The 12234-nt window shown below is 62.1% G+C and carries 15 protein-coding genes and 1 tRNA gene; 14 read left to right on the forward strand and 2 right to left on the reverse strand.

Translation table 11 applies throughout. From position 1 onward, the window contains the following. Positions 1–21: 21 nt before the first annotated feature. Entirely contained in the window at positions 22–480 is a 459-nt protein-coding gene (locus IC232_RS19550; RefSeq protein ID WP_190846634.1) for an outer membrane protein assembly factor BamE, read from the reverse strand. A 104-nt stretch (positions 481–584) separates the two neighbouring features. On the opposite strand from IC232_RS19550, the gene IC232_RS19555 reads away from it, so the two are divergent. The 8 genes from IC232_RS19555 to IC232_RS19590 all read left to right on the forward strand — a co-directional run bounded on the left by IC232_RS19555 (position 585) and on the right by IC232_RS19590 (position 5686). Then, positions 585–1115, forward strand: coding sequence for a ubiquinol-cytochrome C chaperone family protein (locus IC232_RS19555; protein WP_190846676.1), 531 nt, complete (start codon positions 585–587; stop codon positions 1113–1115). Between the two features lie 12 nt (positions 1116–1127). Then, positions 1128–1643, forward strand: a complete 516-nt coding sequence (locus IC232_RS19560) for a YceD family protein (protein ID WP_190846635.1) — start codon at positions 1128–1130, stop codon at positions 1641–1643. A 141-nt stretch (positions 1644–1784) separates the two neighbouring features. Next, the gene (gene plsX, locus IC232_RS19565; RefSeq protein WP_190846636.1) at positions 1785–2819 is read left to right on the forward strand and encodes a phosphate acyltransferase PlsX; all 1035 of its coding nucleotides are present in this window, start codon (positions 1785–1787) and stop codon (positions 2817–2819) included. Between the two features lie 92 nt (positions 2820–2911). Then, the gene (locus IC232_RS19570) at positions 2912–3889 is read left to right on the forward strand and encodes a beta-ketoacyl-ACP synthase III (protein WP_190846637.1); all 978 of its coding nucleotides are present in this window, start codon (positions 2912–2914) and stop codon (positions 3887–3889) included. Positions 3890–4015: 126 nt separating this feature from the next. Further along, the gene (locus IC232_RS19575; protein WP_009491113.1) at positions 4016–4327 is read left to right on the forward strand and encodes an integration host factor subunit alpha; all 312 of its coding nucleotides are present in this window, start codon (positions 4016–4018) and stop codon (positions 4325–4327) included. 20 nt (positions 4328–4347) lie between these two features. After that, positions 4348–4848, forward strand: a complete 501-nt coding sequence (locus tag IC232_RS19580) for a MerR family transcriptional regulator (protein ID WP_190846677.1) — start codon at positions 4348–4350, stop codon at positions 4846–4848. Positions 4849–4995: 147 nt separating this feature from the next. Beyond that, positions 4996–5072 (forward strand) — tRNA-Asp (locus tag IC232_RS19585). A gap of 185 nt (positions 5073–5257) precedes the next feature. Continuing rightward, positions 5258–5686: a low affinity iron permease family protein gene (locus IC232_RS19590; protein WP_190846678.1), complete on the forward strand. Its 429-nt coding sequence runs from the start codon at positions 5258–5260 to the stop codon at positions 5684–5686. Between the two features lie 29 nt (positions 5687–5715). On the opposite strand, the gene IC232_RS19595 is transcribed toward IC232_RS19590, so the two are convergent. Continuing rightward, entirely contained in the window at positions 5716–6615 is a 900-nt protein-coding gene (locus IC232_RS19595) for a hypothetical protein (RefSeq protein ID WP_190846638.1), read from the reverse strand. Positions 6616–6970: 355 nt separating this feature from the next. Here IC232_RS19595 and IC232_RS19600 point away from each other — a divergent pair, with 355 nt between their 5' ends. The 6 genes from IC232_RS19600 (at position 6971) to nuoF (ending at position 12228) form a co-directional block, all read left to right on the forward strand. Next, positions 6971–7336 carry an NADH-quinone oxidoreductase subunit A gene (locus IC232_RS19600; protein WP_036353869.1) on the forward strand — a complete coding sequence of 122 codons (366 nt, stop codon included), beginning with the start codon at positions 6971–6973 and terminating at the stop codon, positions 7334–7336. Continuing rightward, positions 7306–7911: a NuoB/complex I 20 kDa subunit family protein gene (locus tag IC232_RS19605; protein ID WP_409564943.1), complete on the forward strand. Its 606-nt coding sequence runs from the start codon at positions 7306–7308 to the stop codon at positions 7909–7911. The genes IC232_RS19600 and IC232_RS19605 overlap by 31 nt, the downstream gene beginning before the upstream one ends. A 14-nt stretch (positions 7912–7925) precedes the next feature. Further along, entirely contained in the window at positions 7926–8528 is a 603-nt protein-coding gene (locus IC232_RS19610) for an NADH-quinone oxidoreductase subunit C (RefSeq protein ID WP_190846640.1), read from the forward strand. A gap of 20 nt (positions 8529–8548) precedes the next feature. Then, entirely contained in the window at positions 8549–9739 is a 1191-nt protein-coding gene (locus tag IC232_RS19615; protein ID WP_190846641.1) for an NADH-quinone oxidoreductase subunit D, read from the forward strand. 114 nt (positions 9740–9853) lie between these two features. Next, a complete protein-coding gene (nuoE, locus tag IC232_RS19620; RefSeq protein WP_190846642.1) occupies positions 9854–10912 on the forward strand; it encodes an NADH-quinone oxidoreductase subunit NuoE in 1059 nt (352 codons plus the stop codon). Positions 10913–10926: 14 nt separating this feature from the next. After that, positions 10927–12228: an NADH-quinone oxidoreductase subunit NuoF gene (gene nuoF / locus IC232_RS19625; protein ID WP_190846643.1), complete on the forward strand. Its 1302-nt coding sequence runs from the start codon at positions 10927–10929 to the stop codon at positions 12226–12228. The last annotated feature ends 6 nt before the right edge of the window (positions 12229–12234 follow it).

Genomic DNA, 12234 nt, shown 5'->3' on the forward strand with positions numbered 1-12234 from the left:
AAAAGCTCGAGAAGCTTCGGCTCAGGTGCCGAACGGGTTAAAGCTGCTTGCGCCGCGGAAGATCTGCCCGAGGAAGCTCGACTCCTCGCCGCCGGCCGGTGTGGTGCGGCTGATGAAATCGAAGACCCGGCCATCCTGCAGGCCATAAAGGGCGATGCGCTCGACGCGGAGGCCGCTGTCGAAATAGACGGCCGTCACCTGCTGGTCCACAACCTGCTCGCCCATGAACTGCAGGGAGCGGCGGGACTTCTGGCTGATGTAGTACCAGTTCCGGTTGCCGACCGTGGACACGGTCGAAGGTGTTCCGAGGGTCTGCAGAACCTGCTCGGCGCTCATGCCCTTCCGTACTTGGGAGATGGCGCGCTCATCCACGACATAGCCGCGTTGGAACTCCTCGCCCACGCCGGTGCATGCGGCAACGGACGAAGCGAGAAAGGTTGCTGTAGCCAGGCGCACCAAAAGAGGATGATATCGACGCATCGTACGGTTCTTCCAGAAAATGCGGCGCGGATAAGCTTGCGCCTATGGACCGTGATGGCGTAACCCGAGGCTACGATTTTGACAAGCTTTTGAAGGGCAGGGCTGTGATCTTCAGTCTCTTCCGCAAGGATCCCCGGCGCACGATCATCGCCACGCTCTACAAGAGCGTTGCGACGGCATCCCGTGAGCCGGGGCTCTACGCGTCACTTGGCATCCCGGATACCGTCGAGGGACGGTTCGAGGCTCTGTCGCTCCACATGATCCTGGTGCTCCGGGCCTTACGGGAAATGCCGTCGCCGGCCGACGAGGTGGCCAAGGACCTAACCGACGCCTTCTTCAGGGACATGGACGCTTCCTTGAGGGAGATGGGGGTGGGCGATACGGTCGTCCCCAAGCGGATGAAGAAGATCGCCGAGTCCTTCTACGGGAGGGCCCAGGCCTATGACGGGCCGCTCAACGCCTCCGATGAGGCGGGACTCGCATCGGCTCTTGGCCGGAACGCCTATGGCACCGAGGCACCGGCGACTGCCCTTGCGCGTTATGCTCTCGCGGCCGATCAGGAACTCAAGACGATCAGCCTCGACGTGCTTCTGGAAACGGGGCCGGCCTTCCCCAGGCCCGAAGCTCTCGCATAAGGAGGGAAACCCATGACACCTGAAACCGTGGGGCCATTGTCGCGGCTAATCGACGTCATGAGGATCCCGCCGCGCGGGCAGGACGTGCATGTGGAAGCAACGGCCGAGGAATGCGCAGCGCTCGCCCGGGACTTCGGGTTGCCGGCGATCCGGTCGCTGAGCGGCGACTATCACCTGAAAACCTCGGCCAAGGGGATCAATGTGACTGGGGTCGTCAAGGCCTCGATCACCCAGATCTGCGTCACGACCCTTGAGCCCTTCGACTCCTCCGTGGAGGAAGAGGTTGAGGTGGATTTCGCCGAGTCTTCGGGCATGCCGCCCGAGCCGCCGACCGACATCAACGAGTATGAGCCCCCGGATGAGATCGTGAACGGCCAGATCGACCTGGGCGCCCTCACGGCCGAGTTCCTGGCGCTCGGGCTCGATCCTTACCCGCGCAAGCCCGGTGTCGACTTCGACTATCGGGATCCTTCCGACGAGAAGGATTCGCCATTTGCGGCGCTCAACAAGCTCCGGCAAGGCAAATAGCGGGCAGTTCGGAGGCTCTTATCTCACGAATCTCTCTGCCGTCGACCCTTTTGCAGGGAGCTCAGAATTCAGTTGCGGAGCCCCCGCAAACCGCTATTTTCCGCCCCCTGTTGAATGACTTAAAAGAAAGAACAACCGTTCATGCCGAAGCCGGTGCGTATTTCGCTCGATGCGATGGGGGGCGATCACGGTCCATCCGTTGTGATCCCAGGCGCTGCCTTGGCCTTGGAGCGGCACCCAGACCTGCGCTTCCTGATGTTCGGCAACGAGACGGTGATCGCGCCTCTGTTGGACGCGCAACCCCGGTTGAAGGCGGCCACGGAGCTGCGTCATACCGATATGGCGATCTCCATGGACGAGAAGCCCAGCCAGGCTATCCGGATGGGACGGGGCAAATCCTCCATGTGGCGCGCCGTGCAGGCAGTCCGCGACGGGGAGGCGGACGCAATGGTGTCCGCCGGCAACACCGGAGCGCTCATGGCGACCGCCAAGGTCTGCCTGAAGACGATGGCGCATATCGAGCGCCCGGCCATCGCCGCCATGTGGCCGACCATGCGTGGTGAAAGCATCGTGCTCGATGTGGGAGCGACCATCGGCGCCGATGCCGGACATCTGGTCGATATGGCCATCATGGGCGCGGCCATGGCCCGGATCGTCTTCGATCTCGATCGTCCCACCGTCGGCCTCCTCAACGTCGGCACGGAGGAGATCAAGGGGATCGAAGCCGTCAAGGAAGCCGGCCGGATCCTCAAGGAGACAAGCCTCCCGAACCTCGCTTATCACGGCTTCGTCGAAGGAGATGACATCGGCAAGGGCACCGTCGATGTGGTCGTGACCGAGGGCTTCACCGGCAACATCGCCCTGAAAACGGCGGAGGGCACCGCCAAGCAGATCGGCCAGTATCTCCGTTCGGCCATGAGCCGAACCCTGATGGCCAAGATCGGCTACCTTTTCGCGAAACAGGCTTTTAACGCTCTCCGGGACAAGATGGACCCCCGCAAGGTCAATGGCGGCGTGTTCCTGGGCCTTGAGGGAGTTGTGGTGAAAAGCCACGGCGGAACCGACGATCTCGGCTTCGCCAGCGCCATCGATGTCGCCTATGACATGGCGCACTTTGAACTGATGAACACAATCCGGAGCATGCTCGATCATGATCCGGTCGGGCAAACTGCTTAGAGCATGGACATGCTCTTAAACATTTGGAATATCATGATCTTTTTGGGCAATAGACTCCCACTTGCCTGGACCATGCTGTAGGAAGGCGCATCTTGAAACGCACCCGTTCCATCGTACGCGGCGTCGGCTCCTATCTGCCGAGGCGCAAGCTGACGAACCAAGATCTCGAGAAGCTGGTGGATACCTCGCATGACTGGATCGTGCAGCGGACCGGCATCGAAGAGCGGTACATCGCCGAGGACGACGAGACCACGTCGGTTCTCGGCATCAAGGCGGCGGAGGCGGCGCTAGCCGATGCCGGGCTGACAGCCAATGACATCGATCTCGTCATCTGCGCGACCTCGACACCTGACTTTACCTTCCCGTCGACCGCCACCATGATCCAGACCGGCCTCGGCATGACCCTCGGCATGGCCTTCGACCTGCAGGCCGTCTGCACCGGCTTCGTCTATGCCGTGGCTACCGCCGACAAGTTCCTGCAATCCGGCTCGCACAAGCGCGCTCTCGTGGTGGGGGCGGAGACCTTCTCGCGGATCCTCGACTGGAACGACCGCACCACCTGCGTGCTCTTCGGCGATGGCGCGGGTGCCCTTGTGCTCGAGGCCCAGGAGGGGGAGGGCACATCCGCCGACCGTGGAGTCCTGACGTCCCATCTCCGCTCCGACGGGCGCTACCGGGACAAGCTCTATGTGGATGGCGGCCCGGGTTCCACGAAGACCACCGGCGTCCTGAAGATGGAGGGCCGTGAGGTCTTCAAGTTCGCCGTCGGCATGGTGGCGGACGTGGTGCAGGACGCCTTCAAGGCGACGGGCACGAGCGCTGACGAATTGGATTGGTTCGTGCCGCACCAAGCCAACCGGCGCATCATCACGGCCAGCGCCGACAAGCTCGGGATCGCGCCTGAGAAGGTGGTCATCACCGTGAACAAGCACGGCAACACCTCGGCTGCCTCCATTCCGTTGGCTCTCGACGCAGCTCGAAAGGACGGCCGGATCAAGGACGGCGATCTCGTGATGATCGAGGCGATCGGCGGTGGCTTCACCTGGGGAAGCGCCTTGATCCGCTGGTAGGGTCAAGGCAACTGAACTCTGGTGGTATCAATGGTTCACACCTTGGCGGTTGACCATAGGGAGCCATCTGCATAGCGTCGTCACACGGCGACAGGACCAACGAACTGAAGTGCGCTGGGGAGCTCAATGGCTGGCAAAACGATAACGAGAGCGGATCTGAGCGAGGCGGTTTACCAGAAGGTGGGCCTGTCCCGGACAGAATCAGCGGAGCTGGTGGAGCGGGTTCTGGCTGAAATCTGCGATTCCCTGGCCGCCGGCGAGACGGTCAAGCTGTCTTCCTTCGGCTCGTTCATCGTGCGCAGCAAGGGCGAGCGCGTCGGCCGCAACCCCAAGACCGGCGTCGAGGTTCCGATCGATCCGCGCCGGGTCATGGTCTTCAAACCTTCAAATGTCTTGAAGGCGCATATCAACGGTGAGACCTTCGAAGGCGAGGATTGATCCGGATGGCGAGTGGCGTCATGGACAAGAGCCCCGACGCATTCCGCACGATCAGCGAGGTCGCCGACGATCTCGATGTCCCCCAGCATGTGCTGCGCTTCTGGGAGACCCGGTTCAATCACATCAAGCCGCTGAAACGCGGCGGCGGGCGCCGCTACTACCGTCCTGATGACGTCGACCTGCTCAAGGGAATCCGACACCTCCTCTATGGTGAAGGTTATACGATTAAAGGAGTTCAGCGGATCCTGAAGGCGGAGGGTGTTCGCTTCGTCCAGGGCGTCGGCCGGGGAGAGCAGACCCTTGCCGAGCTTAGCCCTGAGCGCGACGTTACACATCCCGATGAGGACGTTCCGGTTTCGGAGGGTTTAGCGCCCGAAGAGAACGATATCCCTCTTGCCCCACACGGCGAACTCTCCCGGGAGGCGCTCCGTGGCCTCCAAGGGGTCCTGGAGGAGCTCTATGAATGTGACCGTGTCCTGACGTCTTTGAAGAGCCCTGGAGATGCTGTGACTGCGGAATAGCCGTCCTATCGCGATCCCGTGTCGAGCTGCGATCCGGCCTGCATCGTACCCGTTTTGGCGTGGCAATCGAAAATGAGCGTGTTGCACCCTTGACAGGGTGATGGTCGGCTCTTAAACCGCACCCACACCGCTTCGGCGGTCCGATGCGCGGGCGTAGCTCAGTCGGTTAGAGTGCCGGCCTGTCACGCCGGAGGTCGCGGGTTCGAGCCCCGTCGCCCGCGCCACTTCTCCCCCGGATATTACAAGACACGATGAGCCCCTGGGGGTTTTCTCGTTGCCGTTCGCTTGGCGCCGCTTCGATAGGCGGCTCCCAAGCGGTGCTTTCGGCTTGACCGTGCATTTTCCCATCCGAACTGGAATGGTTTGGCGAAGCTGGACGTTATCAGGAGGAAAATGCGAGGCTCCGTCTATGTCGACGTCCAGATGGTTCACCAGTTTCTCCAATTGGGTTGCTCAGGTCACTGGCCGCCCGATCACCTTCGGGTTCTGCCTCTTGGTGATCTTGCTTTGGGCGTCTTCGGGTCCCTTCTTCGGGTTCTCGGATACCTGGCAGTTGATCGTGAACACGGGCACGACCATCATCACCTTCCTGATGGTGTTCCTGATTCAGAACACTCAAAATCGGGATGGAGCTGCGATTCAGGCCAAACTTGATGAACTGATCCGGGCCAGCGCCGCCCAGAATGTTTTCATTGGTATCGAACACCTCACCCAGGAAGAGTTGAACGAGATTCGGGCCAAATGCGAAGCGAAAGCCGCAGCAGAGACGGCTGCCAGCCGCGCCGAGGCGTCCGCCAATCGGAAGGCGGAAAAGGCCGCTGAACGAGCGACCTCTTGATGGGCTGGAGTTCCTGGCTGCAGCGGCTGCTAGTCTCGCACGAGCCGCCAGATCAGCGTGCCTGTCATGGGGGCAACCGTCTGGCCTGAATTGTGGGATACGGACCCTATATTCTCGAACCGGCCCTGGCCGCTCCATGTTGCCTCATCCACCTTGATGGGCTGATCGAACAGCTCGAACTTGCCCCGACCCTCAAGGAACGTGACCGAGTTCTCTTTCGTGTAGGCTTGGCCGCTCATCTGAACAGGCACGGGGATGCTAAGCCCATTGAGACGCAGGCTGAGAAGCCCCTTATGAAGGTCGACTGAGATCTCGGCCTGACACGCCTTGTCCAGAACGCTCGTCGGCTGACCCGAGAGGTCCAGTTTGCCGGTTCGCTGGAACTTATAGGGCTTTGCCGGGGCGGGCGGTGAGATGTTCACGCCATCTCCTTCGTCTTCCACCGTAGCAGTCCCTGTCGCGCAGGGGACGCGCCGGTCTGCCACCCAATTCTGGAACCGGCTATTGTCCGGCTGCATGGCGCCGAGGCCTCCAGGGTTGGCCATCATCTTCTGCATGATGGCGGTTGCTGCCTGCCTCTCGCAGGCCTGATCTCCCTTGCACCCTTCCACCGCGTTCTTGAGGGCTGCCATTCCCTCCGGCATAGGCGCGTTGTTCTGATCGATGCCGCCAACCTTGATCATCGCGGCCGGGCTCTTCATGGGCATGTACATGGCAAGCTCAAGTTCCAGCTTGCGGTTCGCTGTCAGTCGGTACCATTCGACCTTGTTGGACAGGTCCTTTCTCCCGGAACCTTTCAGATCGACGGTGATGAAAAGGCGGCCGGTGGGAGCAGGGGGCGCAGGTCGGCGGCTGCTTTGGGGCAAAGCGGTTGTGGGAATGAGGCAGGCGAGCGCCAGGGCAGCTAGCCTTTGGAAACGAATGGACATCTGAGGCTCACGTTACGATAAGAGATGTCGAACTATATAAAGTAACGTAAGTCTGAGTGCGAATCCATAGTGTTTACAATGGCTTCATGGTCTACGCGCTTCAGATTGCAGAAGGTATGCCGCTAACGCTGAGTCGCATCGCCTTTGTCGGGCATGGAGCCATGCAGAAATCGAATTCCTAGTTTGGAATGGTTCTTTTTGCGGCAGTGCAAACACTTGTCAGGGAAGGGGATCTCAGCTAAGGCTCCGGCGCAATCAGCGTGATGTCGCAGGGGGGTGTTTTGGGCCTTTCTGAGGCTTAAATGCGTTGCAGATTGCCGGCCCCGGGCCGGATTCCTGTCCTTCTAGGTGTCGTATGACGAATCTCCTCGCCGACTACCTGCCTCTTGTCATCTTCATCGGCGTCTCGCTCCTGATCGGGGTGGCGTTGCTCGTGGCCCCGTTCATCGTCGCCTACAGCCGTCCGGACCAGGAGAAGCTCTCCGCCTACGAGTGCGGCTTCAATGCGTTCGACGACGCCCGCATGAAGTTCGACGTGCGGTTCTATCTCGTAGCCATCCTTTTCATCATCTTCGACCTTGAAGTGGCGTTCCTGTTCCCCTGGGCCATTACGTTCGGGAATCTCGGCTGGTTCGGCTTCATTTCCATGATGCTCTTCCTTGGTGTCCTGACGGTCGGCTTCATCTACGAATGGAAGAAGGGAGCCCTCGAATGGGATTGATCTCCGACAACCAGTCGACCATGGTCGCTCCCGCTCCGCGCGGCATCATCGACCCGAACACCGACAAGCCGGTCGGCTCGACTGACCCTTACTTCGTCTCCATCAACGAGGAATTGTCCGACAAGGGCTTTCTCGTCACCTCGACCGAGGACCTCATCACCTGGGCGCGCACCGGCTCGCTCATGTGGATGACCTTCGGCCTAGCGTGCTGCGCCGTCGAGATGATGCAGATGTCCATGCCGCGCTATGACGCCGAGCGCTTCGGGTTCGCGCCCCGTGCCTCGCCGCGCCAGTCCGACGTGATGATCGTGGCCGGCACGCTCACCAACAAGATGGCGCCCGCGCTCCGCAAGGTCTACGACCAGATGCCGGAGCCGCGCTACGTCATCTCCATGGGCTCCTGCGCCAATGGCGGCGGCTACTATCACTTCTCCTACTCCGTGGTTCGTGGCTGCGACCGCATCGTGCCGGTCGACATCTACGTGCCGGGCTGCCCGCCCACGGCTGAGGCACTCCTCTACGGCGTGCTCCTTCTGCAGAAGAAGATCCGCCGAACCGGTACCATCGAGCGCTGAGCAAAGGTCATTGTATGAGTGCTGAGCTCCAAGCCCTGAGCGACCATATCGCCTCGTCCCTCGGCGCGGCGGTGGTGGACCGGGCTATCGCCTTCGACGAGTTGACCATCGTGGCGCGCCGCGAGGACATCCTGCCGGTGGTGACCTTCCTGCGGGACGACCCGCAATGCCGGTTCGTCTGCTTCATCGACATCTGCGGGGCGGATTATCCGGCGCGCGAGGAGCGGTTCGACGTGGTCTACCACTTCCTGGCGCCGCACCATAACCGCCGGATCCGGGTGAAGGTGATGACCGATGAGGCAACGCCTGTGCCGTCGCTTGTCGGCCTCTTCCCGGCGGCGAACTGGTACGAGCGCGAGGCATACGACCTTTACGGCATCCTGTTCTCCGGGCATCCGGACCTGCGCCGCATCCTCACGGATTACGGCTTCGAAGGGCACCCACTCCGCAAGGACTTCCCGATGACCGGTTATGTCGAGGTCCGCTACGACGATGGGCAGGGCCGCGTGGTCTACGAGCCCGTGAAGCTCAATCAGGAATTCCGCAACTTCGACTTCCTCTCTCCCTGGGAAGGCACGGATTACGTGCTGCCGGGCGACGAGAAGGCCAAGGCTTAAAGGAGCGGAAAGGGCGACCCATGGGCGAGCATAACATCCGCAACTTCACCATCAATTTCGGGCCGCAGCACCCGGCTGCGCACGGCGTGCTGCGCCTCGTGCTGGAGCTGGACGGCGAGGTGGTCGAGCGCGTCGATCCGCATATCGGCCTGCTCCATCGCGGCACCGAGAAGCTGATCGAGTACAAGACCTACGTTCAGGCCAATCCCTATTTCGACCGGCTCGACTACGTTGCGCCGATGAACCAGGAGCATGGCTACTGCCTTGCCATTGAGAAGCTCCTCGGGATCCAAGTGCCCCGGCGTGCCCAGCTGATCCGCGTCCTCTTCTCGGAGATCAGCCGTCTTCTGTCGCATCTCCTCAACGTGACCACGCAGGCCATGGACGTTGGCGCGCTCACGCCGCCTCTCTGGGGCTTCGAGGAGCGCGAGAAGCTCATGATCTTCTATGAGCGCGTCTCCGGCTCGCGGATGCATGCGAATTACTTCCGGCCCGGCGGCGTCAACATGGACATCCAGCCGGAGCTGATCGACGATATCGAGGCTTTCTGCGACCCGTTCCTGCAGGTGCTGGACGATCTCGACACCCTCGTGATCGGCAACCGCATCTTCAAGCAGCGTAACGTTGACATCGGCACCATCACCTTGGATGACTGCTTCCGCTGGGGCTTCTCGGGCCCGATCGTCCGCAGCTGCGGCGTCGCCTGGGACCTGCGCAAGTCGCAGCCCTACGAGTGCTACGAGGAGATGGAATTCGACATCCCCGTGGGTAAGAACGGCGACAACTACGACCGTCAGGTCATTCGCATGGAAGAGATGCGCCAGAGCGTCAGGATCATGCGCCAGTGCCTCGACAAGCTGCGGGCGCCGGACGGGCAGGGGCCCGTGACCACGCTCGACGGCAAGGTCGCGCCGCCGTCGCGTAAGGATATGAAGCGCTCGATGGAAGCGCTGATCCACCACTTCAAGCTCTACACGGAAGGCTTCCACGTCCCTGCGGGCGAGGTCTATGCCGCCGTCGAGGCTCCGAAGGGTGAGTTCGGCGTGTACCTTGTGTCGGACGGCACCAACAAGGCCTATCGCTGCAGGATCCGCGCCCCGGGCTTCGCCCATCTGCAGGGCATGGATTTCATGTGCCGCGGCCACATGCTGGCCGACGTCGCGGGCGTCCTGGGTTCCCTCGACATCGTGTTCGGCGAGGTCGACCGCTAACGAATACCTGTTCCGAACACGGAACAGGAAGCCACGCTCATTGAAGCGTGCTGAAATGGTTCAAGTCGTATGGCCGGGCCTCGAGCCCGGCCATGACGATGAGGAGAAGAGTGTATGGCCGTTCGCAAGCTCGCGCCTGAAGACATGCAGCCCGATACCTTCGTTCTCTCCCCGGAGATCGAGGCCTTCGCTGACAAGGAAATCGCCAAGTATCCCCCGGGTCGGCAGGCTTCGGCGGTGATCGCTCTCCTGGGAAAGGCTCAGGAGCAGGCGGGCGGCTGGCTGCCGCGCAAGGCCATCGAGGCGGTGGCCGCGAAGCTCGACATGCCGGTGATCCGCGTGATGGAGGTGGCGACCTTCTACACGATGTTCAACCTCGAGCCGGTCGGGAAATACTTCATCCAGTTCTGCGGCACGACGCCCTGCGTCCTGCGCGGGGCCGGGGACATCCGAAAGGTCCTGGAGACCCGCGTCGGTGAGCAGAACCATGTGTCTGCCGACGGCACCTTCTCCTGGCTGGAAGTGGAGTGCCTTGGTGCCTGCTCCAACGCCCCGATGGTGCAGATTAACGACGACTACTACGAAGACCTGACGACCGAGAATTTCGAGAAGCTTCTCGATGATCTTGCTGCCGGCCGGCCCGTGAAGACGGGATCGCAGATCGGCCGCAACCGGTCCGAGCCTTTCGAGGCCGTGAATACCCTCCAGGATCCGACGCTCTTTGACGGCTCGCTCGTGGGCGCCTGGCGCAAGCGCTTCGATGAGCAGGCGAAGGCTGCCGAGACCGGCGAGAATGCGGCCGCCATGGCGAGCATTCCCCAGGAGGTGAAGGCTGCGAAGCCCACCGCTGGCCGTGCCATCGAGAGCCCTGTCGCGGACACCCCGGCGGAACGCGCCAAGGAAGGCGAGACGCCGATCAATCCGACGGACCGCAAGGAAGCCGCCGATCCGTCGACGGCGACCAAGGGCAAGTCGCATACGGAAGAGGGCGCAAGGCCTGCTCCGCAGAGCAGCAAGTCCTACGTGGCATCGCCCACGAAGGACGGCGAGGCTGTGCCCAACAGCCCGACGACCCCGGAAGCCGGTACGCCGCCTGCCCAAGCCGAGACACGCCGTGACGGCAGCGAGAGCAAGCCGGGCGTGACCGTCGACAAAGACAACATGACGTCCTGATGGAGTGATCGGGAATGCTTCAGGACAAAGATCGTATCTTCACCAATCTCTACGGCTTCCACTCGCCGGACCTCAAGGCCGCGCAGATGCGTGGCGCCTGGGACGGAACCAAGTTCCTCCTGGAGCAGGGCCGCGACTGGATCATCAACGAGATGAAGGCGTCCGGCCTGCGCGGCCGCGGCGGCGCCGGATTCCCCACGGGTCTGAAATGGTCCTTCATGCCCAAACAGTCGGACGGCCGTCCGCACTACCTGGTCGTGAACGCGGACGAGTCGGAGCCCGGCACCTGCAAGGATCGCGAGATCATGCGGAACGATCCGCATCTTCTCGTGGAGGGCTGCCTTCTCGCGTCCTTCGCCATGGGGGCTCACGCGGCCTACATCTACATCCGCGGCGAGTACGTGGCAGAGCGCCATGCGCTCCAGCGCGCTGTGGACGAGGCCTATGAGGCCAAGCTCATCGGCAAGGACAACATCCACGGCTACCCCTTCGACCTTTATGTCCACCACGGCGCAGGCGCTTACATCTGCGGCGAGGAGACGGCGCTCATCGAGAGCATGGAAGGCAAGAAGGGCATGCCGCGCCTGAAGCCGCCGTTCCCGGCCAATATGGGCCTTTACGGCTGCCCGACCACGGTCAACAACGTGGAGTCCATTGCGGTCGCCGGCACGATCCTGCGCCGTGGCGCCTCCTGGTTCTCCAGCATCGGTCGCCCGAACAATGTGGGCACCAAGCTCTTCTGCGTGTCGGGTCACGTGAACAAGCCCTGCAACGTGGAAGAGGCCATGGGCCTGACCTTCCGCGAGTTGATCGACCGCCATTGCGGCGGCATCCGTGGCGGCTGGGACAACCTTCTGGGCGTCATCCCTGGCGGATCCTCCGTGCCGATCGTTCCGGCCCATGAGATCGCCGACGCCTATATGGATTTCGACACGCTGCGGAACCTGAAGTCCGGCCTCGGCACCGCCGCCGTGATCGTCATGGACAAGTCCACCGACATCGTCCGGGCCATCGCCCGTCTCGCTTACTTCTACAAGCACGAGAGCTGCGGCCAGTGCACCCCGTGCCGTGAGGGTACGGGTTGGATGTGGCGCGTGCTCACCCGCATGGCCGAAGGCCGCGCCCAGAAGCGTGAAATCGACATGCTCCTCGAAGTCTCGACCCAGATCGAAGGCCACACCATCTGCGCGCTCGGCGACGCAGCGGCTTGGCCGGTCCAGGGTCTGATCCGCCACTTCCGTCACGAGATCGAGAAGCGGATCGACGATTACGCGGCGAACCCGCATTCCGAATCCGTCATGATCGCGGCGGAGTGAGATTGA

This window comes from Microvirga sp., assembly GCF_014699075.1.
Taxonomy (GTDB): Bacteria; Pseudomonadota; Alphaproteobacteria; order Rhizobiales; family Beijerinckiaceae; genus Microvirga.

What these genes read in the sequence shown, in the direction of transcription:
- IC232_RS19615 (WP_190846641.1), top strand. Translation starts at nt 8,549, where the DNA reads ATGGGCGAGCATAACATCCGCAACTTCACCATCAATTTCGGGCCGCAG.
- IC232_RS19575 (WP_009491113.1), top strand. Translation starts at nt 4,016, where the DNA reads ATGGCTGGCAAAACGATAACGAGAGCGGATCTGAGCGAGGCGGTTTAC.
- IC232_RS19595 (WP_190846638.1), bottom strand. Translation starts at nt 6,615, where the DNA reads ATGTCCATTCGTTTCCAAAGGCTAGCTGCCCTGGCGCTCGCCTGCCTC.
- IC232_RS19590 (WP_190846678.1), top strand. Translation starts at nt 5,258, where the DNA reads ATGTCGACGTCCAGATGGTTCACCAGTTTCTCCAATTGGGTTGCTCAG.
- IC232_RS19550 (WP_190846634.1), bottom strand. Translation starts at nt 480, where the DNA reads ATGCGTCGATATCATCCTCTTTTGGTGCGCCTGGCTACAGCAACCTTT.
- IC232_RS19605 (WP_409564943.1), top strand. Translation starts at nt 7,306, where the DNA reads ATGGAAGAAGGGAGCCCTCGAATGGGATTGATCTCCGACAACCAGTCG.
- IC232_RS19600 (WP_036353869.1), top strand. Translation starts at nt 6,971, where the DNA reads ATGACGAATCTCCTCGCCGACTACCTGCCTCTTGTCATCTTCATCGGC.
- nuoE (WP_190846642.1), top strand. Translation starts at nt 9,854, where the DNA reads ATGGCCGTTCGCAAGCTCGCGCCTGAAGACATGCAGCCCGATACCTTC.
- IC232_RS19560 (WP_190846635.1), top strand. Translation starts at nt 1,128, where the DNA reads ATGACACCTGAAACCGTGGGGCCATTGTCGCGGCTAATCGACGTCATG.
- nuoF (WP_190846643.1), top strand. Translation starts at nt 10,927, where the DNA reads ATGCTTCAGGACAAAGATCGTATCTTCACCAATCTCTACGGCTTCCAC.
- IC232_RS19610 (WP_190846640.1), top strand. Translation starts at nt 7,926, where the DNA reads ATGAGTGCTGAGCTCCAAGCCCTGAGCGACCATATCGCCTCGTCCCTC.
- plsX (WP_190846636.1), top strand. Translation starts at nt 1,785, where the DNA reads ATGCCGAAGCCGGTGCGTATTTCGCTCGATGCGATGGGGGGCGATCAC.
- IC232_RS19580 (WP_190846677.1), top strand. Translation starts at nt 4,348, where the DNA reads ATGGACAAGAGCCCCGACGCATTCCGCACGATCAGCGAGGTCGCCGAC.